Origin of the sequence: Paenibacillus mucilaginosus 3016, from assembly GCF_000250655.1 — a bacterium.
Lineage (GTDB): Bacteria > Bacillota > Bacilli > Paenibacillales > NBRC-103111 > Paenibacillus_G > Paenibacillus_G mucilaginosus.
This window is the reverse complement of the sequence record NC_016935.1, coordinates 2,826,420-2,850,492: the sequence shown is the minus strand read 5'-3', so window position 1 is coordinate 2,850,492 and position 24,073 is coordinate 2,826,420. Positions and strand designations below refer to the sequence as shown.

Here is a 24,073-nt window from a genome sequence, read left to right as displayed (position 1 = left end):
CCTTGTCTGCCATCCGTGATCGGGGGCTCCAGATGCCCTGCCGAAGCGGGGGTTATAGGTACATTATAGGCCAGGACCCGGCAGCACGATAACGTTATTTTGACATCTCTTAGAATTATTTTGACTACTTGGGGGGAGGCCGATGCATCGGGGAACAAAGTGCGGTTATAATCGAGGCAAGTTTCAGAAGGAGCTTATGACGGAAGGAAAGGAAACCCTACAATGAAATCGCAGCCTATTGTGAACAATCCGCTGGTAACAAGAGAAGATCTCATCCTGGCCTTCAGACAGCTCAGCGCTCCCCTGCTCCCGTATTACAGTCCTGGCTCGGCCCGGCTCGAGCTCGGCGGCACGGCAGCAAGCTACCCGAGGGAGGTCGCCGGCTACGAAGGCTTCTCCCGTGTCCTGTGGGGGCTGGTTCCCCTCCTCGCGGGCGGAGAGACCAGCGAGCTGCTCGAGACCGTGCTGGAAGGCATCCGCAGCGGCACGGATCCGGGGCATGAGGAATACTGGGGAACGGTGCACGACTATGACCAAAAATCCGTGGAGATGGCCGCCTTCGGCCTCGCTCTCGCGCTGGTCCCGGAGCTGCTGCGGGAGAAGCTGTCCGGCGAAGAGCTCGAGCGGCTGGCCGCCTGGCTCCGGCAGATCAACGGACGGAAGCTGTGGGACTGCAACTGGCTGTTCTTCCGCGTCATCGTGCAGATCGGCTTCAAAAAAGCGGGGCTCCCCTACGATGCCGAGCTGACCGGGCAGACGCTCGATGAGATCGAGCGCTTCTATCTCGGGGACGGCTGGTATGCCGACGGCGTGGGCGGACACAGCGACTACTACGTTCCGTTCGCCATTCACTATTACGGGCTGCTCTACGCCAAGCTGATGGAAGCGGAGGACCCGGAGCGCTCCCGGCTGTACAAGGAGCGGGCCGCTCTGTTCGCCCGCCGGTTCCTCCACTGGTTCGCCGAGGACGGCTCGGCGCTGCCGTACGGCCGAAGCCTTGCTTACCGGTTCTCCCAGTCCGCGTTCTGGAGCGCGCTCGTGTTCGCCGGGGTGGAGCCTTACCCCCTGGGCGTGACCAAGGGCCTCATCCTCCGCAATCTGCGCTGGTGGTTCGCCCAGGGGATCTTCGCCCCGGACGGGACGCTGACGATCGGGTATGCGTACCCGAACCTGATCATGGCCGAGAACTACAATGCTCCCGGATCGCCCTACTGGGCGCTGAAAACGTTCCTGCCGCTGGCGCTGCCGGCGGATCATCCGTTCTGGACGGCCGAGGAGCTGCCGATGCCTGAGCCGGAGGAGAGCCTCGCTGTACAGCACGCGCCCCACCTGGTCTTCCGCCGCGCAGACAGCGGGAAGGTGCCTCACGTGCTTGCCTTCAACTCGGGACACGGATCTTCGAACGAGCATACGCATACGTCCGCCAAGTATGAGAAGTTTGCCTACTCCACCCTCTTCGGCTTCAGCGTGCCGCGGGCCGAATGGGGACTCGCCCAGGGGGCGTTCGATTCCATGCTGGCGCTGAGCGAGGGAGACAACCTGTACCGCGTGAAGCGGCGCTGCGAAGAGGCCCGCATCACGGACGACGGCCTGATCTACGCGCGGTGGAAGCCGTGGGCGGATGTCGAGGTGCACACGTGGCTTGTGCCGGGCACCCCGTGGCACATCCGGGTCCACGGCATCCGGACCGCCCGCACGCTGGATGCGGCCGAAGGCGGGTTCGCGCTCGGCATCGAGCGGAGCGGCGGAGTCTCCGCCGGACCGGTGGAGACGGCGGTGCGGGAGGATGCCGCGTACGCGGCGTGGGCCGGCACCGCCAGCGGCATCCTGCGGCTGTACGGCAGCGGCGGTACCGCCGAGCTCATCCAGCCGAACGCGAACACGAACCTGCTGCACCCCCGCACGGTGATCCCGACGATCCGGACGCGGATAGAGCCCGGCGTGACCTGGCTGGCGTCGGCCGTCTACGGTGAAGGGGGCGTCAGCGGAGGAGCGGGAAGCTGGGAGGCGGCTCCGATGGCGCTGGTTACCGGCGGGGAGCTGGTGATCTACGCGGAGGCGGACGGTTCAGGCGAGCCGCTGCTGCGCAGGCGGCTGGAGCTCTGAAGCCGCGGGGGCAGCTGCAGCGAGCTTACCGGCGGACGGCTGGTAAGCTACGCGGAGGCGGACGGTTCCAGCGAGCCGCTAGTCGGCTGGATCGTAAGTAAGCTGCAGATTCGAGTGCTGCGACAGGGTGAATAGTACTGGAAGCAGCTCGGGCTGGGAGCTGGGGAGCTGCCTGAACTTTTTGGCGCCAGTTACCTCCCCTTCCCACCGGGCTCCCCCGCTGGAAGCGGATGTCGGTACAACCTCCGGCCGGCAGCTCCTGTGAAGTGAATAACGTAAAAGAAGCAGACTGCCCGGCGGCAGCCTGCTTTTCTTCTCTCATGTGCAGTAATAGTGCTTCATGCCAGCCTCGGCTTAGTCGCCCAGACGCTCGCACTCTTCCTCGAGCGCGCCAGCCGCTCTGCTTGCGCTGAGCGTGTCGCCCGTTTCATATGCCTGCGTCACCGCCGCTCTTGCGTGGCGGATCGAGTTGTCCGCCTGCTCGATCAGCTGATCGGTCGGATGCTCCATTGCCTGAGATACGGCATTATGGGCGTGCTGCACCGCGTTGTCCGCCTGCTGGGTCTTTTGGTTTGCCATAGTCTGCACCTCCTCCCTGTTTGGAACCCGTTTTAATATGGGGTTTTCCAAACGGGGTTATGCATCCAGGGCAGTGACCGGCTGACAGGCTAAAAGACTTCAATCGCATCGATATTCACCGGCACCGACCCCCGGTCATACTGCAGCTTGAGGGTCGAACTCTCCGGTATGGGCACGTAGATCAGCTTAGAGGCGTACCGTCCGGTCCAGGCACCTGTAGAGTCGAAGGACACGCTCTGCGCGTAGGCCCCGTTGATATACAGGTTCATGGTGCCGCTGTTCAGTGCGGCATAGCGCACGCGGATGATTTTGCCCGGGATGTAGTGATTATAGAACTGCAGGTTATCGCCATAGTTGTCGATATAGCCGACAGCCCGGCCGCCGGATGCCGCACTGTCCTCATACATTCCGATACTGCCCTCGCTCGGCAGCAGCTCCAGACCTTCCGCTTCGACGGCGGTGTGATTCACCTTCAGGGCCTGCGCCGGAACCAGCTTATGCCCTGTCGTCCCGTCACCGAGCTGGCCCGAGTAGTTCTTGCCCCACAGGTAGACCATCCCCTAGCCGATCACGGCCGCGCTGTGGTCATGGCCCGCAGTGATCATCTGCACTCCGTCGATATAAGGAATCCGCTGCGGCATGACGACTTCAGCAGCGGAAGTAGCGAGCTGGTCGAACTCATTGCTGCCCCAGGACCAGAGGGTGCCGTTCTTCAGCAGCGCCAGGCTGTGGTTCTTGCCTGCCGCGATGGACCGCACGCCCGCAATGCCGCGGACCTGAACGGGAGTGGACCGGTTCTCCTTCGTGCCGTCGCCGAGCTGGCCGCGGGCATTGTTCCCCCACGCCCAGACATTGCCGTCCTTCGTCAGGGCCAGGTTGAAGTTATCTCCCGCAGCGACCGAGACGACCGACTCGAGACCTGCGATCTGGACCGGCTCATAGGAGACCGCGATCCGCGACCTGGAGTTCGAGCTGGAAGGTATGCGGTTCGGCCTCCGCCTCCGGTGACCGATCGTTTTGGCAGGGCGTCCGGAATGTTCGTTTTAAAATAACGGAAGTGAGGTATCTTATTGAGCGATTTCCCTCCATTTCCCGGAAAATAGCGGAACTCCGATGCCTTATAAGGGGAAAACGAGCCTGGAAACGGTGCTCTTCCCTACAATAGCGCATCTGAGTTCCTTTAATTCTAATGGGAACCATCAAAAAGTGGAAATAGCGCACCGTACTTCCGCTATTTTCATAGACGGCTTTGCGCGCCAGCAGAATCGAGCCCTGAAGAGATATAACTTCTAAATTTTAAAGCCCGGCCGGACCCAAGGTCCAGCCGGGCTTTCGCATGTGAAGCGGGCGTGCCCTCCCCTTGTTCGCCAAGGGACGTCAGCCCCCCCTCAATCGTACTTGGACGCCGGCCGGGTCGAGATCTCGAACTGGAAGAGCACCGGCGTATCGTTCTGCGCCGTGATGGAATACCACGTGCCGCTCGTCGGAATCGTGATGCCTAGCGCCCCGCTCGCCCTGGACACATCGTCGGAGAACGTGTCGAGCTCCCGGGCCTCGACATCGAAGATCATGCCGACGGTCTGGCCGTCCGTCAGGTAGTACTTGGAATCATGCAGCACATAATCGAGGTAGATGTCGTGGGGATAAGTGGCACTGCTCGAGATGTTGTACTGCCCTGTGGAAGAAGGATAGTAGAAGGTCTGCGAGCCGAGCTTCACCCGGAAGCGCCACTCATCGGTCCCCGACTCGTTGTTGCCTCGTACGCTGATGCGCTTCAGCTTCACCGTCACCATCGTGCAGGCGCAGTAGCCGTCGCCCAGCGCGGCCGTGTCCCCGGGCTGCACCGGCTTCAGCTGGTCGAGCCACTGGACACCCGGTGCCGTCAGATCCACCGCCGGCGCATTCGTCTCGATCTTCGGCGGCTTCGGCTCCTCCGCCTTCGCCTTGTGCCCGCCCTGCGCTCCCGGCGCATCGTCGTCCGCATCATCGTCGACGAAGCCCGCTTGGTTCACGTGCTCGGCGGGCGTTCCCTTCGGTCCTCCGCCCGGCTTCTCTACCGATGGCGCCGCCGATACGCTGCCCGCCAGCAGGACGGCACTCAGGGCGGCCAGAACCGCAATCCGTTTCATCATCCCAATCACTCCTTCGAGAATAGTTCCACGGAGTAATCGTACGGTTTGCGCGCCGGAGTGACCAGTGACCCCCGTCATCCCCCGGGTCATGCTTCCTGTCATGCCTGCCGTCATGTCCCGGTCATGACGATGCCGTGAGCAAGTCATACGATGATCGTCCGGCCGACCTTCCCCCGCCGCTCGTTACGCAAACAGGCCTTCCAACAGGGAAGGCCATCTTTGACTTTACCGCTGCCAACAACCAGGCGATCGGTTTCCTACACCAGCGGAACCATCCCCTGCTCGATCCAATCCTCCCGCGTCGGGCCGTAAATATCCGGCACCCGCAGACCCGCCTGCCGCATCAGCACCGTCATCTGCCCCCGGTGGTGCACCTCATGCTGGATCAGGATCCGCAGGGTCAGCCCGTTGGGCCACTCCTCCCCGTACAGGTTCACGCGGGTGAAGAGATCCGCATCCGTCCACTGCGTCTGCACGGCTTCCAGCATGGCGGCGGAAGCCCTGCGGTAGGTATCGGCAATGACGGCTGCGGAGCTTGGCGCCTGCTCCTCCCCTTCCGGCGCAGGGAATTCGAGTCCCGTACGCGAGAGCATTTCGTGAATACAAGTGGCGATGTGCCAGCCGAGCTGACCCAGGCTGCGGTAGTCCGGCGCGATCTTCTGCTGAAGGGAGCTGTCGGTCAGGGCATCCAGGATACGCTGGGTGGAAGCGGATTCGTTCTTCCATGAATCGGCGAATTCAGATAGGGTCTTAAACATAAAGTGAATAACCTCCTTAAGATTCGTTACGGGTCTCTGAGCCGTATATGCCCTTATCTTACAACGGCAACCCTGACAGCCTTATGTCAGCGATGGTTCGCGGACAAATATTTCTTGGGCGGATGTGGAAAGATAGTAACGAATTTCTTTCACCGATCGCGCTACAGGAAAGGGACGCAGGACCATGCTCAATAAGTCGGTGATATCTCCGAACCAGCTGCTGGCCATGATCATTCTCTTCGAGTTCGGCACCGCTCTGGTCATCCCGATCGGGGGGCAGACCAATCAGGGCATCTGGCTGTCCATCTGGGCCGCGCTGCCGGGGGGATTGCTCATCTACCTGATGTTCGATTACCTGCTGCGCCAATACCCGAATATGATTCCGAGCGAATACATGGCCGTCCTGCTCGGGCGCTATCTGGCCTGGCCCATCTCTCTGCTGTACATGCTGCACTTCCTGTATATCGCCTCCCGCAATCTCAGGGAAGCCGGGGACCTCTTGATCGCGTCCTCGTATGACCAGACGCCGACCCTGGTGATCCATCTCGCTATGATCGTCGCTGCGGTCTATGTTCTGCAGAAGGGGGTCGAGGTCTTTTTCCGCTTGGCCCAGATCTATCTGATCATCATGATCTGCGCAGGAGGACTCGGCAATCTCGTCATCCTGTTCTCGGGGCAGATCGACCCGGCGAATCTTCAGCCGATCACCGGCGAGGGCTGGCGGACGGTCCTGGGAGCCGCCTACCCGTTCATCCTCATGTTTCCCTTCGCCGAAATCGCCGCGTTCAGCACGGTGCTGCCCCGGCTGAACCAGGTCCGGATGGCAAGAAAAACGGGAATCCTCGCCATGGTCCTCAGTGCCGTCGGGCTGAGCCTCACCCATGCCGTCGAAATGTCCGTGCTCGGCTCGGACCTGTATTCCCGCTCGACCTTCCCGTTGTTCACCACGATCGGGCTGGTCGAGATCGCGGACTTTCTGCAGCGGCTCGATGCGCTTGTGCTCCTGACGCTGATCATCGGCGTTTTTTTCAAAATGTCCATGTACATCTACAGCGCTATGGCTACGGCGGCCTATCTGTTCCGTATTGAGGATGAACGCAGGCTGGCCTACTCCGCAGGCATTACCGTTCTGTTCATGTCCATTCTCATGGCTCCGAACTTCCTGGAACACAAGGAAGAGGGAAGGACACATCTGACCCTGGTACTTCCGATCTATATGGTGGTTATTCCCGCCCTGCTCATCCTCCTTCACCTGCTCCGCAGGCGGTTCGGCTTCAAGTAATCATTCCAGTCCATCAGGAAAGCGGGTGACCAGGCTATGTTTCCTTGGAACCTGAAAGGCAGCCGCCTTCGTACGCAGTCCGATACCGGCGGGAAGCCCGGATCCGACTCCCCCAAAGAGGGAAAACAGCCGCTGTCCCTCCGGCTTGACGAGAACCTGAGCCGGATCCGGGAGGAACTCGGGAACAGCCCGGATATTACCATACGGAGCTTTAAGGTAGACGGCTTTGACGTGCAGGCCGCTGCCGTTTATACCGACGGCATTACCGACAAGACCATGGTGAGCAATTTTATACTCCACAGCATCATGTCCTCCTCCCTCCATAAGCGTGCGGACTCGGGCCATTCTTCGCTGTCCCGGCATATCAGGGACAACGCCTTGGCGGTCGGGGAAGTCAGCACAGCCCGCGACTGGCAGGAGTTGATCCTGGCCGTTCTCTCGGGCGATACCGTGCTGCTGGTGGACGGCTCGGCGGAAGCGATGGTCTGCGGCACGCGGGGCGGGGAGATGCGGAGCGTGACCGAGCCCTCCTCCCAGGTCGTCATCCGCGGGCCGAAGGACGGCTTCACGGAGTCGATCGCGACCAATGTGGCCCTGGTGCGCCGCCGCATCCGCAGTCCCCACCTGCTGCTCGAGAGCATGAAGCTCGGTGCCGTCACCCAGACAGATGTGGCGATCATGTATATCCGGGGACTGGCCAACGACAAGATTGTGGAGGAAGTCCGCCGGCGGCTTCATGCCATTGAGACTGACGCCATTCTGGAATCAGGCTATATCGAGCAGTTCATTGAGGACGATACGTCCACCCTGTTCCCGACGCTCTACAACACCGAGCGCCCGGATTCGATTGCCGGGAATCTGCTCGAAGGCCGGATTGCCGTGTTCGTGGACGGCACGCCGTTCGTGCTCATCGCTCCGACAACCTTCTTCATGTTCTTCCAGTCGGCGGAGGATTATTACCAGCGGTTCGAGGTTGCCACGGCGATCCGTGTCCTGAGACATGCGGCCTTCCTGATCTCCCTGTTCGTGCCGTCCATCTATATCGCCGCCATTACGTTCCACCACGAGATGGTCCCGACGCTTCTGCTGATTTCGCTGGCGGCCCAGCGGGAGGGAGTGCCTTTTCCGGCTTTCATCGAAGCCATGATCATGGAGGTCACCTTCGAAATTCTGCGCGAGGCCGGGATCCGCATGCCGCGGGCCATCGGCCAAGCCGTATCGATCGTCGGGGCGCTGGTGCTCGGCCAGGCCGCCGTCGAGGCGGGCATCATCTCTTCCGCCATGGTCATTGTCGTGGCCCTCACGGGCATCTCGAGCTTCTCGACACCGGCCTATAATCTCTCCCTGTCGATCCGGCTGATCCGCTTCCTGATGATGGCCTGTGCGGGGCTGCTCGGGTTCTACGGCATCATGATCCTGAGCATCATTCTGCTGGCTCATATGTGCGCCCTGCGCTCCTTCGGCATTCCGTACATGACACCCTTCGGGCCTTTCATTATGCAGGACCAGAAGGATTCGCTCCTCCGGATTCCGCTCGGCTCGCTCTTCTCCCGCCCCCGGCTCGTGAACCAGAAGAATACGATCCGGATGGAACCCGCGGGCTCTTCCGACGACTCGAAGGATGGAGGGAATGCCTCATGAAAAAGCGTGCCGGGCTGCAGCTGGTACTGGTGCTTGCTCTGCTGCCGCTGCTTGCGGGCTGCTGGAACTCCCGGGAGCTGAGGGACCTGGCGATCGTGGTCGGGATGGGCATCGATAAGGCCGCGGGCGGAGAAGGCTACCGACTCTCGTTCCAGATCATGAATCCCGGCTCGTCTTCCCTGGGCGCCAAAGGCGGTGGCGGCGGCGATGCCAATACGATCTCCGTCTATTGGGCCGAGGACAAAAGCCTGTTCGGGGCCCTGCGCAAAGCCTCCCAGAAGGTGCCCAGGCAGCTCTTCTTCGCCCACATCCAGCTGCTTGTCATCGGGGAACCGCTCGCCAAGGAAGGTCTGCGGGAGCTGTTCGACTTCTACGAGAGGAGCCATGAGCTCCGCCTCAATACGCCGGTTCTCGTATCCCGCGGAGTCGACGCGAAGGCCGTGCTGAATCTCACCATGCCTCTGGAGCCGAGCTCCGCGCTCGGCAATGCGAAGCGCATCCGGAACACATCCCGGGTATGGGCGCATAATGCCGAGATGGAAGTCACGGATATCATCAAAAGCTTAAACCGGTCCGGCAGCATGGCGATCAGCGGGATTAAGATCGAAGGCGACCGGCGCAAGGGCGGCACCAAAGCGAACTTGGAGAAAGTCGAGCTTCCGGCGCATGCCGAGATTCAGGGAATGGCTCTGTTCAAGGAGGGCAAATGGGCGGGATGGGCCGACGGCACCGAGGCCCGCGGGCTGATCCGGGTGCTCGACAAAGTGAAGGGAACCATTGTCGCCCTGCCCTGCGGCAAGCAGGAGGACGGCATTTCCTTAGAAGTCATACAATCGAAAACCAACGTAACCTACCGCATGGAGAACGGTTCTCCTGCTTTTCAAATCCACGTGAAGGAAGAAGGCAATCTCAATGAAATCCGCTGCCCCATCGATCCGAGCCAGAGGTCCGAGGTCGTGAAGCTGCAGAAAGAATGGGCGGACGCGGCGAAGCGGGAGATCGAGAAGGCTGTTCAAGGGGCACAAAGCCGGCGGAGCGATTACCTGGGATTGGACCGGATTGTGGAAAGCACGGATATGAAGTCGTGGAAGAGCATGGAGGAAAATTGGCCCTCCCTGTTTGCGGAAGCGAAGGTGGAGGTGTCCGTCGAGACCTTCATCCGCAGGACCGGGATGAGGTCGACGCCATACCTGCTCAAGAAGTAACGGTTTAAGGGGAATCGGGGGAGCTGCGCTTTGTTTGGCCGGAGGCCGTCCGGGCCTTCCAGAAGGTATAGCCCCAATGAACTGCCGGAAGCACCAGAAGGAGCAGCACGATCACATAGTCAGTTACCGTCAGGACGGAGTAGGACTCCCTTAGGATCATGACAGCTTCCGGCAAGGTCAGGCCGGACACCATGTCGATCATGACCAGATAGAGCAGACCGGCGCCGAACATGCAGAGGGTGACGAACAACATTTTTACCATACACTCAACTCCCTGCCTCTTGTGATGCTGGTTAGGATTTCCTAAATGCAAACCGGCTAAACAGAAAGGTTATCCGGTACCGTAAGCCGGCCTCCACTCTCTACGATGCGGAGGAAGACCGGGCGCTCGTCCGGAGTCCGGTTGGGCGTGTGCACGGTGAGCACGAGCGGCCCCTCGCTGTGCGGCCGGAGAGGGCCGGTCAGCGCCTCCGACACGAGCACCGCGGTGCCGAGCAGCCCGTTGTCGCTGCGCCGGAAGGTCGCGAACATGTAATATCGGCCTTCCGCCGGAACGGTCAAGTTGGGTTCTGCCCCGCTCCTGCGGCCGCCCTGTTACGCATAGGCCGGGACGACGACCCCAATGTCGAGCAGGGTGACAAGGCGCCCTCCGGCCAGCTGCAGCTGTTCGTTCCCCTTGACCGTCACTCCGATCTCGCTTCCCCTGTAAATGACACTTCCCTGCACCGTCCGCACGCTCATGCCGACGAGCGACTGCAGGTTCCCGCTGCGGTCGGTCACGGCCCGCGTTCCCGCCGGGAAGCGGAGATGCTCCTCGCCGTCCCGGTAGAGGACCGCCTCCTCCCGCGTATTCACAAGCTCATACGTGACGCCGTCCACGATCCGGCTGTAGGCGGTCGCCTCCGCGACCTCCCGGCCGTGATCCATCGCGTAAGGCACGAGCCCGGTGAACCAGAGCTCTCCCCCCGGCATGGGCAGAATGCCGCAGAGCCGCTCCACATAATCGAGCAGGCACAGGATCGCCGGCGAATACGATTCGGTGTAGCCCTCTTCCCCGGTCCAGGGGCTCAGGCACTGGCCGAACCGGCGCATCCGGCTCATTGCGGAGAGGATCGGCTGCAGCACCCATGTCAGCTCCACATGCCGGCCGTGATGCTCGAACGCATGCGGCGCCCGGATCAGGCTCAGGAAGTTCACCGCACCGGCCCAGGTGTTGTAGCTCGAGAAAGGGTCGAAGCGCGGATCGTCCATCGCTACCGAGGTGAACGGGTACTTGGCGAAGAACTTGCGGGTATTGAGCAGATACCTGCGCAGCGCCTCATCGAAGAAAGCCCGGTCCCCGATCTCGCACGCCAGCACCCGCAGCAGCACGTCGGACTGCACCCGGACCTGCTGTCCGCTGCGGTCCAGATCGTAGAAGAAGCCGTCCTCTTCGTGATAGCAGTGACGCAGCAGGCTGCGTTCGCTCTCTTCCGCCCTGGCCTTCCAGGCCTGCGTCGTGTCTCCCAGCTCCTGGGCGATCCGCGCCAGATAGTGCCGCTGGCAGGCCGCATTCGCCGTCAGGTCGGGCGCCACAAAGGGAAGAACCGGGGAGTCCGGCCAGCACTCTCTCGGATCGCCGAGATGCGGCGTGTCCGGCACATGCCAGAAGCGCGGCGACAGGTCGTGGCCCGTATCGAAGGTGCAGAACGCTTCGACCCCGCCGGTTCCCCGGGTGTTCCGCCAGGCGGCCAGCCACCCGTCGAACCGCTGCATGGCCCCGTACATTTTGCTTAAGAATTCCCGGTTCCGGCCGTTCAGCAGATAGTGGTTCCACACGCTTCTTGCCAGGGGGGTCACCATCTGAATCTGCCTGTACGAAGGGCCGCTGCCCGTGATCTTGTAGGGCATGAGCCCGTCCTCCCTCTGGTAGTCCGCGAACAGCCCGAAGGAAGCCTCGGACACCGACGGGATAAACCGCGAGAGAATCTCCGCGTTGATCGTCCCCGTGCTCTCCAGCCAGCAGCCAAGATAGACGCCGCCCTCATGGAGGATGGGCGCCTCCCCGCCGGCCGGAACAATGCAGTCCAGCAGCTTGCGCAGCGCCGTGTAATAGACCTCCTCGAAGTCCTCCGAGGAAGAGGCGAATTTGACGCCGGAGCCTTTCCACTCCCCGAGCACCGCGGCATCCGATTCCTTTTTCAAAGCACCGACCTTCGCCCCTGTATCCGTCTGTCTCAGCCGATCAAGCAGCTGCAGCCCCATGCTCATTCCGATCCGCCCCGCTTTCCTCTATGGATGTTCCCCGTTCCGGCGCAGGGAACAGGCTGCCCTGCGGAGCCTCTCCCCTGTTCCACCGGCCCGGCGGTCTACTTGTTGTTGTTGAAAATCTTGACCGTGCCGTTATAGAAGTCCTCGACGCCCTTCTGGACGTCCTTCTTGCCGAAGCCGATCTCCTGCACCGTCGTTTCGGCCAGCTTGGAGAACTCCGTGAAGCCCGGCAGGTTGTAGCTGACCTTCACCGGTTCCTTCTTGCCCGCTTCGGACACCCGGCTCGTGTAGTCGTAGATGATCTGCTCCACCGGATTCGCCTCTTTCTTGAGCAGATCGCGCATGGCCGCCGTCACCGGGACCCCGCGGTCGTTGCCCAGGATCTTGGCCGCATCCGGGTCGTTGATGAAGAAATTCATGAGCTGCGCCACTTCCTTCGGATGCTTCGTCTTCGCGTAGCCGGAGAGGCCCTGGCTCGATTCGAAGATAACGGCCGTGCCCTTCGGGCCTCTCGGCAGCTGCACCAGGGTCAGCGCATCCTTGGTCAGGTTCTGGTGGGCGACGAGCTGGTTGGAGGAGATGAGCCCCATCGCCGCCCGGCCCGTGACGATCAGGGATTTGCTCGTGTCCGCCGGCGGGTTCGAGACCTGCTGCTCCGGCGTCACCACCCCGCCCTCCTTGTGCATGCGCTCCCAATACTGGAACCACTCCTCGATATCCTTGGCCTCGAAGCCCAGGGCGTTGTTCTCCATATCGTAGAGCTGCTTGCCCCTCTGCTTCAGGAAAATATCCATGCCGTCGACCGTGAAGTCATACGTGCCGTAATACCCTTTGCCCAGCTTCTCCGCCAGCTCCTTGCTGATCCGGGCATAATCGTCCCAGGTCCACCCGTCCTTCGGCACTTCCATGCCGGCCTTCTTGAACAGCTCTGTGTTGACGACAATCCCCCGGGCGTTGGCCCCTGCCGAGATGTGCTGCAGCTTGCCCTTGATCGTCCCGTAGTCGATCATGCCCTTGTCCATGTCGCTCAGGTTGAGCTCTTTGCCGACATAGGGCTCGAGTTCAAGCAGCACGCCCTTGTTGGCGTAATCCACCACGTTGCCGCCAAGGAAGAACACGTCCGGGGCTGTACCGGAAGCCAGCTGGGTATTAAGCTTGTCGAAGTAACCGGAGCTCGGAGCGAACTCCCCGATCACCTTGACATTCGGGTGCTTCTCCTCGAATTTGCGCAGCGCCTCGTTCGTGCGGTCCGCCCGTTTCTGGTCGCCCCACCACATGATGCGCAGCTCCACGGCTTCCGTCTTCCCCTGCTCCGTTCCGCCGCTGGTTCCCGCAGCCGTCCCCTGGTCTCCCGTACCGCCGCCGCAGGCGGACAGCGTGCCGGCCAGCATGGCCAGCGCCATGAATCCGTATCGTTTTTTCATCGAGTGTTTCGCCCCTTTTTCCTATTCGGATGGATAAATTGTCGGATCGGTACATTCCAGGCCCCCCTGCTTACTTGAGCCCCGTTGTCGCGATCCCGTCGAGAAAGTACTTCTGGAACGACAGGAATATCGTCATGATCGGCAGCAGGGACAAGACCGACATCGCGAGCAGTGCGCCCCAGTTCGATTCCCCCGACGGGTCGAACAGCGACCGGATCCCGAGCTGCACCGTGAAGAGCTGCACTTTATTGAGATAGATCATCTGGCTGAAGAAGTCGTCCCACGACCAGATGAAGGTGAAAATCGCCGTGGTGATCAGCGCCGGTACGAGCAGCGGCCCGATGATGCGGAAGTAGATCTGGGACTGCGAGCAGCCGTCGATCACCGCACTCTCGTCGAGCTCCTTGGGCAGCCCCCGGATGAACTGGACCATGAGCAGGATGAAGAAGGAATCATGCGCGAGCCACTTCGGAACGATGAGCGGCAGGTACGTGTTGATCCACTCGAACTTGTTATAGAGAATGTACTGCGGCACAAGGGTGACATGATAGGGCAGCATGATCGTGACGAGCATCAGCGAGAACCACACCTTCTTGAAGCGGAATTCCAGCCTGGCGAAGGCATAGGCCGCCAGTGAGCAGGTGATCACGTTGCCGAGCACGGAGAGGATCGAGATCTGGGCCGAATTCGCGAAGAAGCGGGCGAACGAGATGCCCTGCAGGCCTTTCCATCCCGTAATATAGTTGGATAAAGTGACCTCCTTCGGCCACAGGCTCGTGTCGGAGAAGATCAATGTATTCGGCTTGAACGAGCTGCTCAGCAGCCACAGCACCGGGTAGAGCATCAGGATGCCGATGGCGATAATCACCGCATGCCTGCCGATCCGGAGGACGGACGCTGCCTGGTTCATGGTTTCATCCCCTTTCCTCCTTGCCGTCCCCGTAGAAGACCCAGTACTTCGAGGTCACGAACACCAGGGCCGTGAAGGCGCCGATAATGGCGAGCATGATCCAGGCCAGCGCCGAAGCATAGCCCATATCGAAGAATGAGAACCCTTTCAAATACAGGTACAGCGTGTAAAATAACGTCGAGTCAATCGGCCCGCCCCGGCCGTCGCCGATCACATAGCCTGGCGTGAACACCTGGAAGGAATTGATGATGCTCATCACCAGGTTGAAGAACAGCACCGGAGACAGCAGCGGCAGCGTGATCCGGAAGAACTGGCGCACCTTGCCCGCCCCGTCCACCTCGGAAGCCTCATAGAGATCGGCCGGAATCTGCTTCAGTCCCGCCAGGAAGATGACCATGGCCGAGCCGAACTGCCAGACGGACAGCGTGACGATCGTATAGAGGACATAGAGCGGATTGGCGATCCAGGCCGGCCCCTCGATCCCGAAGGTGGCGAGGAAGTGGTTGAAGAGCCCGTCGCCGTCGAAGATTTTTTTCCAGACGATCGCAATGGCCACGCTGCCCCCCAGCAGGGAAGGGATATAGTAGACCGTCCGGTAGATGCCGAGGGCCCGGATGCCTTTGTTCAGCGCCATGGCCACGAGCAGGGCGAAGATCAGGCGGAGCGGAACCGACAGCAGCACATACTGGAACGTGATCTTCAGGGACTGCAGGAAGGAAGCGTCATCGGTGAAAATCTGTACATAATTCTGCAGGCCCAGCCATCTGGGCGAATTGAGCAGGTTGAACTTTGTCAGCGATAAGTAGAACGAGTAGACCATCGGTCCGAGCGTCAGGCAGAAGAAACCGAGCAGCCAAGGCAGCAGGAACAGGTATGCCGTGCGGTCCTGCCGCCATAGAGACGGTCTGCGTGCAGATGCCATGTGTACCCTCCCATCCGTAAGTGATGCGAATTTGTCTCCTGCAGAGAGAGCGCCGCCCGTTTTCTTAAACGGGGCCGCAACATCATCATAAGGGATGGGAGCCCATGGAATGAATGCGATTTCTTCGGCAGTGCGTTATCAATTTTTTCGGGTAGGTGCTTCAGGCTTCTGCCGGTACTCCGACGGGGTGACCCCGTACATCTTCTTGAACTTGGAGCTGAAATAGCTCGGATTGGAGAAGCCGGTCAGCTCGGCGATATCCCACAGACTGAGCTCGCTCTCTTCAAGCAGCTTCAGGGCCTGGGCCATCCGCACCTCGGTCACGTATTGGATGAAGGTCTTCCCGACCTTCGCCTTGAACAGCTCGGAGAAGTACGAGGGATTGTAATTGAAGCGCTCCGCCAGCATCGTCAGGTGCAGCTCGTACATGTAGTTCGCCTCGATGAACGCCTTCGCGGCCCGGATGACCGAGCCCTCCGCATCCTCAGGCTTCTCCCCCATCCCCTCCTGGATGCGGCGGCCGATCCCCGTCAGGAAGGCGGCGGCCTTCTCCACCGTATCCAGGGCAAGCACTTTGTCCGGACGCACCCACAGCTGGTCGGCGCTGTCGAGCTGGACCCCGCCCGCGCTGCCGATCGCATCCAGCAGGAGATACAGTCCGAAGATCCGTTTGACAAGATGGCCGCGGGAGTGCCGGATAGCGTCCTCGAGCTCCCGGCGCACCGCCCACGCGAAGGAGTCCAGCTCGCCGCGGATCAGGTGCCTGCGGATCACCTTGGCGGTGTCCTCCGCCCCCTCGGCTCTGGTGTCCGGGTGCTCCCTGGAGCCCGCATCGACATGGCTTCCGGCCATATTCCAGGCCACCAGGGAGGACATGTACCCTTCCTTCCAGGCGCCGAAGCCTTCCGCCTCCCCGCCGATCCCGACCGCCGGCTCGAAGGCCAGATGAGCGCCCGCACACTTCCGAAGTCCTTCCGCGAATGCTTCGGCCGCCCCGGGCTCTGCGGGCGCGATGAAATGCATGAGCCCCGGATAGCTTCCGTCCCGGAACACGGGCAGCGGCTGCGCGGGGTATGTCTGCGCATACTCCCGGCAGAGGAGCTCGAAGGGCGTCCGCAGCTTGTCCGGCGTGCGTTCTTCCCCCAGCGGGGCCCCGCCCCGCTCCCTTAGTCCCGCGGTGACGAACCGTACCTTCCGTCCGGCCCACGCCTCCAGCTCGAACCACTTCGAGCGCTCCGTCACCGCCCGCTCATCCAAGCCCTCTTCTTTCACCAGGCCCGTGAGAAAATGCTCCTTCATCTCCTTGTAATCCTGCGAGAGGCGCCACTGGACCTTCTCCTGCTGCACCTGCCGGCTCTTCTCCTCATCAAGCTCCCGGACAACCTTGCGGAGCGCCGCTGTCAGCTCTTCCTGCGATACGGGCTTGAGCAGGTAATCCCTTGCATGGGTGCGGACCGCCGCCCGGGCATAATGGAAATCCTCGTAGCCGGTAATCACGATCAGCTTCAAGCCGGGATAAAGCTCGTGGCACGACTCCAGGAACGAGACGCCGTTCATCACCGGCATATTCATATCGGTAATCACGATGTCAACAGCCTCCCCGGCCAGCTTCCCCAGGGCTTCCATCCCGTTGGCGGCTTCACAGGCAACCGTCAGGTCCGGGCTGTCCCACTCCACCTTGAGGCGCAGGCCCAGCCGGATCTCGGGCTCATCATCGACAATCATCACGCTATACGTCATGGGGGTTCCCTCCTGCGGGCAGATGGAGTTCAATGGACGTCCCTTCATCTTCCCGGGTGTCAATGGCGAAGGTGAAAAGCGGTCCGTAGTAGAGACGGCAGCGGGACAGGACATTGCGCAGGCCGATCTGCCCGGGGCCGGTGGAGCTTAGGATGGTCTGGAGCTGGGCGGCAGCCGTCTCGGCATGGAGCCGCTGCACCAGCTCCGGCGGCATGCCCGGGCCGTTATCGGCGACGGTCAGCTGCAGGCGGCCGTCCGCACATCGGATGCGGACCGTCACTTTCGCCTCCGGCCGCACCGAGAAGGCGTAGGCCACCGCGTTCTCCACGAGCGGCTGCAGGAGGAACTTCACGATGGGGAGCCTGCCGGCGGTCTCCCCCTCCTCCTCCAGCGTCAGGTGAAGCCGCTCCCCGAAGCGGATCTGCAGAATCGAGAGATAGTGCCGCAGCACCCGGAGCTCCTCTTCCAGCGGAATCACATCGTCGCTGATTTTGAGGGAGAAGCGCAGCATTTTGCCCAGGGATTCGATCACCCGGACGGCATCCCGCTGCCGGCCCTGCATCGTCAGGGAGCTCAGCAGCTCCAGCGTATTGAACAGGAAGTGCGGGTTGATCTGCAGGAGCAGCGCCTTGTATTCCGCCTGCTGCCGGAGCAGCTTCTGCTCGAACTCCGTCCGGATGTGCTGCCGCAGCTGGGTCACCATTGCCCGGAAGCTGGAGGTGACATAGCCGACTTCGTTGCGGACATACCGCTCCGGCGGGATGCGGCTCTCAGCCAGCTCGAAGTCCCCCTTCTGCACGAGGCGCATGGCCGACGCTAGGCGGGACAAGGGCTTCGTGATGCCGTAGGACAGCCACGAAGCCGCCAGGATCGCGCAGAGCAGCAGCAGCGACGTGATGAGCAGGATGCTGTCCCGCAGCTCCATCAGCTTCGCGTACAGGTCTCCTTCCGACACCACGCCCACGAGCAGCCAGTTGTTGGGCTTCAGCTTTTTGTAGACGAGAATATCCGTGGTCCCTTCCCCGTTCTTCGTGTAGACGACCCCCTGCGGCTGGGCGCCCGCGCGGATCTCCTCCGCCTTCGCCATCGCCTCGGAGAGATCGACATCCTGCTGCTGGGGCAGCATCGGACGGCCCTCCTGATCGAGCAGGAAGATCGTGCCGCTCTCGCCGAGATGGATGCGGTTCAAGGGCTCGAGCAGAAAGTCAGCGCTTACATTGATCTTCATGAGCGGCCTCGAAGCCGTAGGCTCGAACGCGCCGATCGGCAGCAGGAGACTGACCACAGGGTACGGCCTCGACAGGCCGGCCTCCACCGGGTCCGTATGCGCCGGCACCCAGTGGTTCCCCCGCCGGACGAAGTCGTCGTACCAGGCCTCCCGCAGGAACGACAGGTCGGAAGCGACCTGGTTGCCCGCGCCGATCCGCGTGCCGTCTCCGCGGTATACGGACACCGACGAGATGCCGGAGTAGCTGTTCGTCGTGCGCGTCAGGAACTGGCTGAACGCGATGTTCGCCAGCATCTTCTCCCCCTGCGGCAGCGCCGGGTCGGATAAGGCGTTGTCCCAGCTGCGGGTAATGTCGCTGTTGAACACGAGCGAGGACAGGTCGTACATGTGCGTCGTCGCCATCGAGATGAACGAGCCGTACTCGTCCATCTTCTCGAGCGCGGAGGATTCGATGTAGGAGCGGATGATCGAGCGGGATTCGTGGAACAGGAGATACGATACCGTCCCGAACGAGAGAACGAGCAGCAGGACGAAGAAGGCGATCAGCCCGTTTTTGAGCGAATAGAACATGGATGTGGACGTTCACCTCTTTTTTACACAGGGTTCGTATGGTGTAACGGTTATGGGGACAGTGGACCCCGAGCCCGCTTTTATTCCTCACTATAGCATAAAAAAAGACGGCTTCCCGAATAAACGGAAAGCCATCTTCTTCCGACTGATTTAAGCGGATACTGCTTTATTGGCCACGACCTGGACATCCAACACATCAATGCGGCCGTCATTGTTCAGATCATACTTGGCGTCAAAACTGGTCTGTCCGGCGGAGAGGCCGCTGTGCCGGGAGATGAGGACCAGATCGCTGAGCCCGGTAACCCCATCCTGATCGAAGTCGGTGTCATCGATTCGGACCGTCAGGCTCACCGGCGCCTGCAGCTTGGAGATCCGGCCCTGACTGTCGGACTGGGACGATTCGGTGCCAAGAGTGAACACGGCACTGCCTTTCTGCAGCACGGTGAACTTCAAGGTGAGCAGCCCCGCATCCCCTGTACGCCCGGGGAGCTCTCCCAGCAGCGAGCCGGCAGCCGTCACGGTGCCCGGCGTCTTCACGTTCTTCGAGAGCACGGCATCCGTGCCTTCCGTACCGAACGAAGGGCTTAGAAGAACCTGCTGCAGCTTCACCTTCGCCGGATCGTAAGAGAGCTTCGCCAGGAAAGCGTAGAGATCCGCCGCCTGCTCCGCACGAACCTGCAGCTCCAGAACGGAGCCTACGGCCAGCGGTCCCGGTTTGGCCTGCAGGGACAGCGGCGCTGCGCCCGGCTCAGGATTGTAAGGCGGTGTTGTGACGGTGACCGTATTGCTCGCCGGGCTCCGTTTGCCGGTGCCGTCCACGGCAACCACATAGAACGTGGTGGTCGACTCCGGAAACAAATTGACCGCGGTGTACGTTAGCTCGGAAGCATCCAGAGACTCCGCCAGCGTGCCGTTCACATACATCCAGTATTGGGTCACCCCCGTATCGTCGGCGGCAGGCTGCCAAGTGACTTGTGCGCTGTTGTACGTCACGGCCGTCACGCTAAGCACGTCGCCTGCCGGCCACTGTGGGGGCGACGTATCGGAAGGAGTGCCGGTGTTGATGCTGAAGATCGTATCGCCCAGCAGGTAGCGGAGCTCCCCATCCAGCAGCTTCGGTCTGCCGACAGCCCCGCCGATGAGGAGAAGCTCCTTCTGCCCCGGCTGGTATTGATACAGGCTGGATTGGTATTTGACCATCAGCGTGCCGTTCCCGCCAAGGTAATGGATATCGGCATCCGCATTGAAATAAGTCGCACGGGTTACGGTTCCTTCGGGGGACTTCAAGTAGATCGGCCGGACACCGTTCTCCTCCGCCCCTTCATAGGCGATCCATCCGTTATTCAACTCATATCCGCTGTGCGGCTGAAGACGCTTCTCTCCGCTGAGCCCGTAGACTTCGGTCGTGACGCTCCCTCCCTCGTATTTATGAAGAGCGCCGTCCAACGTCAGATAAAGTACGGCAGTACCGTCGGAAACAGGGCCGCGCGGCTGATCGGGATCTTCGAGGAAGGCTTCAAGCTGACCGGTCACGGCACGGTAGCGCTGAATGGCTACACCGGCTTCGCCGCCGTCGATGAGCACGTCACCGTTCTCCTCCAGCTCGTAGTGGGCTCGGCCGATCACCGGAAGCCGGCGTGCTTCCAGTGTGGCGGTATTCACCAAGCGCACTTCCGGTCCGTTCACGAAGAGCAGGTACGAGCCGCGGACCTGCCAATAATAAGGCTCATCGATGTTGATATCCAGGGGAAGATTGGACTCCCCGTTCCAGATGTTCAGACGGTAGCCGTAGTCGGTATAGCGCGTCATGAATACGGCACCGCTCTTCGTCAGCTGGATTCCGCTCGGGTAATCCAATTCATAGATGAGGGTCTCTTCCCCGCCGGCCCGGTTCTTTATGTACACCTTCCCCTGCTTATGAATAAGCAGCCGCTCTGCATCTGCGTCGATAATCTCCACACCCGGAACCCGCTCGGCCTCGGTGATGGTCTGACTGTTCTCGATATGTACGGTCCGGTTGATGTAAAGGCTGTTCGTGGGCTCCCCATACTGGTCCGCCCCATCGTTGATCTGATGCGTGATCCTCAAGGTCTGGCCGTTATTGGCGGAGACGTCGTATGTTTTGTCCAGTAGAGGCGCCCCCTGCGCACTGTCGTAGATAAAAGGCTCCCTGTCGCCTAACCGGCTGATTCCAACGTAGTATTCCGGTATGGCGGTGAGGTCGTCTTTCACTTCCGCTATGACGTGGAGGCTGTTGTCACGGATGACGGCATGATCTGAGGGTTCCAGGCGGGTTATGACGGGAGGAGAGTCATGCTTGAAACCGACAGAGGCGGAACCGGTGCCGCTGTAGACATCCTTGGCCGTGACCGTCAGGGACTGAGCACCTTTGGGGAGCGTGGAGATGTTGAGTTCTCCCGTCCAATCGCAGCCCGGGCAGGACTGGGTCAGTGCGACTTCAAGCCCGCCGGCTGCTGCCTTGACTTCTTGGAGCTGGTACACGGAGGAGATTCTGGCTTCGATGATCAGCTTGGTATCCGCTTTCTCGTTGACCCGCGGCTTCGTGATGGCAACACTGATATTCTCCGCTGCATGGGAGTACCCGGGTACGATCAGCAGCAGGACCCCGAACAGCAGGGCCGCCAGCCATGTGTTACGCTTGTTGACAGTTCTTGTCCAACCATTCATTTCGTTCTCAACCACCCATCGTATATTTTGATACGGGGTGTAATAAGGGGCCTGAGTGGTCTATCCGTATCCCTGATACCATTCGAGTATACGATTCAATTTCCTTCCCCTTTAGGAATAATTTAGAATCATCTATTCACAGCCTCTCAGCTGCCAATGATCCTCCCGAATCCTCCATATAGGCCAGCCCGCTTATGTCAAACGGCCCCATGCAGCAGCATGGGGCCGTTCCTCGCGCTAAGGATTCTTCGTGAGCGTCACCTCATCGATCTGAACCGATGTGGCTCCCGGCGAGTTCACATAGAACCCGACGTCCACCGAGCCGTTCGTCACGTTCACCGTGCTGCTGTACTGCTTCCACGTGCCGTCCGCCGTCAAGCTCGTATACGCGCCGTTCACTTCTAGCCGAGCTGCCGATGGTGCTCCGCCGTAAGCGGTGGCCTTCACCCAGGCCTTCACCGTATACGTTCCGCCGGCCAGTCCCGTCTTCACCTGGTGGACGCTCTGCTGGTACGCATTGGCGTTCCAGAAATAGAGCTTCTTCGCTCCTTCCTTCACGTCGCTGCCGTCTATCCCATAGCTCGCCGGTTGGCCGTCCGGATGCCACTCGGTCCAAGGAGTGAGCGTCCCGGATTCGAAGCCGCCGTTCGAGAGCAGATTGGCGGTTGTCCCTCCGCCGCCTGTGGAGCCGCCTTCCGTCTCGTCCGGTGTCACCTCCCCGCTCATGTAGATCATATTCCAGTACTCGAGCGAGGGGACCCGGAACTTCACGAAGTTCCCGCCGGCGTCGCTGCCCTTCGCGGTGATCGCCAGCTTCTGCGAACGGCCGTCGCGGGCGTCCGGAGAGGCGACCCATACCGAGTTCACGTCATTCGTGTAATAGTATTTAACCTCATAGTCCGTAATCTTGGCAGGCGTCTCCTTCTGTCCGTCATTGGCTCTCCAGTCATTGCGGCTCACACCTAGTAGATTGATCATCTGGATGATCTCGTACTTGCCGTCCTTTTTGCCGTACGCCCAGATCTTGTTCGGATCGCCGGCCGCGCTGCTGGCATAGCCCGGAATTTCAATGCGGTTCGCCGTCTCGGTCTGCCCGTCGCGAAGCAGGTTCTCATAGGCCACGATAAAATCGTACAGCTTCGACACGCGTTTCTGCAGATCCTCGGTCATGTACAGATTCTGTGCCGGGAAGTATTCGTTGCTGAGCATGTTCCCGTTGTCCCCGAGCTCCAGCCGCGAGCCGCCGGCCGCATAGACTGCGGCATCGGTGAGGAGCACCGCCGCCGTATTGAACGGCCTGCCGGGGTTCTGTTCGCCGTAGTCGTAGCTCATATACGCCGGCACGATCAGGGACTTGCCGCCGCTTTCCCTGCGCGACTGCTCGATTTCCTTCCGCAGAGAGGCGTACGTGTCGTAGAGCTGTCCCTCGCTGTCGCGGTCCCACGGCCAGATTTCGGCGTAGATCGCATCCACGTTACTCTTGTTCACATGCTCGATGCCCTGCGCCCCTACCGGGTTGAAGACGAGATACTTGCTGCCGATCGCCGCCTTCGCGGCATTGAGGAATTCCGTGTACGTATCCTTGACGTAGAGCGTCTGGCCGTCCCAGGTCTTCATCCTGCCCCACTCGCCGACCGTATCCCCGTGCCAGCCGTCGAAGTCAAAGTTTGCGAACACCTTGTTCTGCTGGGCAAAAATATAGTCCTGCCAGGCCTTGTTTCTCATGTTGAAGAAATACAGATGCGTAATGCCCGTTGGCGTGGAATCCGCCATCTTGAAGTTGAACTGGCCCGTTCCGTTCGGATTGTCATCCGCATAATAGAGGCCCCACTGGGAATTCACGCCGTCCTTGTCATAGCCGTTGGTCGCGGCGTAGGTCATGTTGTAGGACATGCTGGCCATATTCGCCGCCTTGGCGTTCGCAATGTATCCCCGGACTGAACTGCCGTAGATCTTGCGGCCGGACCAGTCGTCCCAGACGTCGGGATGATCCGCGACCGGCTTGTGGTGGCGGTATTTCCAGTCGTAATACTGGATCGCATTGATATGATAGTTCTTCAGCTTGTCGATTCGTCCTGCAGTGTCCACGTTCTCCGTATAATCCCACACGTAGCCGTATCTCGGGAACTTGAGCCAGCTGGAAGAGATATCTACTCCCACCGTATCGGAGTCTAGGAGAGCGCCTGCCGCATCATGGATATACACTTCGAGGAGATAGCCTTTGAAGTCGGTACCGGGTGCCGTCCAGTCGGCCACCATCATCAGGTCCGCGCTGTTCTTGAGATCGTATGCTTTGGTGATCGCCTGGCCGACCTGCTGACCGAGATGCTTGGCCTTGATCTCGACCCGGCCCCCCGCAATATCCCGGCCCGTCCGGTTCTTGATGTCGATGCGGAGCTGTACTTTGGCCCCCGGACTGTACATCGATTTGTCCGTCGTAACGTCATAGAGTATGGTTCCTGTACTTGAGGCAGACACCTTTGTGGGTAAAGCGCTTACAATCGTGGTCATAAGCACGGCCGCGGTGATGAAAGCGGCGGCCGTCGATTTCATACACTTGCTTTTCATGAGTTTCACACCTTTCGATAGATGAAGTACGGACAGGACGGTTGTTTATCTGCCTGCCCTTGTTACCATC

19 protein-coding genes are annotated in these 24,073 nt (G+C 60.7%); 4 read left to right on the top strand and 15 right to left on the bottom strand.

Annotated elements, in window-relative coordinates; all coding sequences use genetic code 11:
• Positions 1-222: 222 nt before the first annotated feature.
• Positions 223-2,106: a DUF2264 domain-containing protein gene (locus PM3016_RS12255; protein ID WP_014369682.1), complete on the top strand. Its 1,884-nt coding sequence runs from the start codon at positions 223-225 to the stop codon at positions 2,104-2,106.
• Positions 2,107-2,460: 354 nt separating this feature from the next.
• On the opposite strand, the gene PM3016_RS12250 is transcribed toward PM3016_RS12255, so the two are convergent.
• From PM3016_RS12250 to PM3016_RS12230, 5 genes are all read right to left on the bottom strand, one after another.
• Positions 2,461-2,685, bottom strand: coding sequence for a hypothetical protein (locus PM3016_RS12250; protein ID WP_013915885.1), 225 nt, complete (start codon positions 2,683-2,685; stop codon positions 2,461-2,463).
• An 89-nt stretch (positions 2,686-2,774) separates the two neighbouring features.
• The gene (locus PM3016_RS12245) at positions 2,775-3,242 is read right to left on the bottom strand and encodes a carbohydrate-binding protein (RefSeq protein ID WP_013915884.1); all 468 of its coding nucleotides are present in this window, start codon (positions 3,240-3,242) and stop codon (positions 2,775-2,777) included.
• 3 nt (positions 3,243-3,245) lie between these two features.
• Positions 3,246-3,611, bottom strand: a complete 366-nt coding sequence (locus PM3016_RS40735) for an RCC1 domain-containing protein (protein WP_269083272.1) — start codon at positions 3,609-3,611, stop codon at positions 3,246-3,248.
• Positions 3,612-4,073: 462 nt separating this feature from the next.
• Positions 4,074-4,817, bottom strand: a complete 744-nt coding sequence (locus PM3016_RS12235) for a hypothetical protein (RefSeq protein WP_013915882.1) — start codon at positions 4,815-4,817, stop codon at positions 4,074-4,076.
• Positions 4,818-5,074: 257 nt separating this feature from the next.
• Positions 5,075-5,575 carry a DinB family protein gene (locus tag PM3016_RS12230; RefSeq protein ID WP_013915881.1) on the bottom strand — a complete coding sequence of 167 codons (501 nt, stop codon included), beginning with the start codon at positions 5,573-5,575 and terminating at the stop codon, positions 5,075-5,077.
• 184 nt (positions 5,576-5,759) lie between these two features.
• Here PM3016_RS12230 and PM3016_RS12225 point away from each other — a divergent pair, with 184 nt between their 5' ends.
• The 3 genes from PM3016_RS12225 to PM3016_RS12215 are packed head-to-tail and all read left to right on the top strand — an operon-like array spanning position 5,760 to position 9,703.
• Positions 5,760-6,857 carry a GerAB/ArcD/ProY family transporter gene (locus tag PM3016_RS12225; protein ID WP_013915880.1) on the top strand — a complete coding sequence of 366 codons (1,098 nt, stop codon included), beginning with the start codon at positions 5,760-5,762 and terminating at the stop codon, positions 6,855-6,857.
• A gap of 36 nt (positions 6,858-6,893) precedes the next feature.
• Entirely contained in the window at positions 6,894-8,498 is a 1,605-nt protein-coding gene (locus PM3016_RS12220; protein ID WP_013915879.1) for a spore germination protein, read from the top strand.
• A complete protein-coding gene (locus tag PM3016_RS12215; protein WP_013915878.1) occupies positions 8,495-9,703 on the top strand; it encodes a Ger(x)C family spore germination protein in 1,209 nt (402 codons plus the stop codon). The genes PM3016_RS12220 and PM3016_RS12215 overlap by 4 nt, the downstream gene beginning before the upstream one ends.
• Before the next feature lie 4 nt (positions 9,704-9,707).
• Here PM3016_RS12215 and PM3016_RS12210 read toward each other — a convergent pair whose 3' ends face one another.
• The 10 genes from PM3016_RS12210 to PM3016_RS12165 all read right to left on the bottom strand — a co-directional run bounded on the left by PM3016_RS12210 (position 9,708) and on the right by PM3016_RS12165 (position 24,003).
• Complete coding sequence (locus PM3016_RS12210; RefSeq protein WP_013915877.1) at positions 9,708-9,965, bottom strand: YczF family membrane protein; 258 nt, start codon at positions 9,963-9,965, stop codon at positions 9,708-9,710.
• Positions 9,966-10,021: 56 nt separating this feature from the next.
• A complete protein-coding gene (locus tag PM3016_RS12205) occupies positions 10,022-10,264 on the bottom strand; it encodes a hypothetical protein (RefSeq protein WP_013915876.1) in 243 nt (80 codons plus the stop codon).
• A gap of 33 nt (positions 10,265-10,297) precedes the next feature.
• On the bottom strand, positions 10,298-11,953 hold the full coding sequence (locus PM3016_RS12200; protein WP_014369680.1) for an MGH1-like glycoside hydrolase domain-containing protein: 1,656 nt from the start codon (positions 11,951-11,953) through the stop codon (positions 10,298-10,300).
• 98 nt (positions 11,954-12,051) lie between these two features.
• Positions 12,052-13,377, bottom strand: a complete 1,326-nt coding sequence (locus PM3016_RS12195) for an ABC transporter substrate-binding protein (RefSeq protein WP_014369679.1) — start codon at positions 13,375-13,377, stop codon at positions 12,052-12,054.
• Positions 13,378-13,447: 70 nt separating this feature from the next.
• The gene (locus PM3016_RS12190) at positions 13,448-14,287 is read right to left on the bottom strand and encodes a carbohydrate ABC transporter permease (protein WP_014369678.1); all 840 of its coding nucleotides are present in this window, start codon (positions 14,285-14,287) and stop codon (positions 13,448-13,450) included.
• 4 nt (positions 14,288-14,291) lie between these two features.
• Entirely contained in the window at positions 14,292-15,209 is a 918-nt protein-coding gene (locus PM3016_RS12185) for a carbohydrate ABC transporter permease (protein ID WP_013915872.1), read from the bottom strand.
• Positions 15,210-15,347: 138 nt separating this feature from the next.
• Positions 15,348-16,949, bottom strand: a complete 1,602-nt coding sequence (locus tag PM3016_RS12180; RefSeq protein ID WP_013915871.1) for a helix-turn-helix domain-containing protein — start codon at positions 16,947-16,949, stop codon at positions 15,348-15,350.
• Positions 16,939-18,747 (bottom strand): cache domain-containing sensor histidine kinase, encoded by a 1,809-nt coding sequence (locus tag PM3016_RS12175; RefSeq protein WP_013915870.1) that lies wholly within the window; start codon positions 18,745-18,747, stop codon positions 16,939-16,941. The genes PM3016_RS12180 and PM3016_RS12175 overlap by 11 nt, the downstream gene beginning before the upstream one ends.
• A 150-nt stretch (positions 18,748-18,897) precedes the next feature.
• Positions 18,898-21,435 carry a cohesin domain-containing protein gene (locus PM3016_RS12170; protein WP_014369677.1) on the bottom strand — a complete coding sequence of 846 codons (2,538 nt, stop codon included), beginning with the start codon at positions 21,433-21,435 and terminating at the stop codon, positions 18,898-18,900.
• A gap of 237 nt (positions 21,436-21,672) precedes the next feature.
• Positions 21,673-24,003 carry a glycoside hydrolase family 66 protein gene (locus PM3016_RS12165; RefSeq protein ID WP_014369676.1) on the bottom strand — a complete coding sequence of 777 codons (2,331 nt, stop codon included), beginning with the start codon at positions 24,001-24,003 and terminating at the stop codon, positions 21,673-21,675.
• Positions 24,004-24,073: the final 70 nt, after the last annotated feature.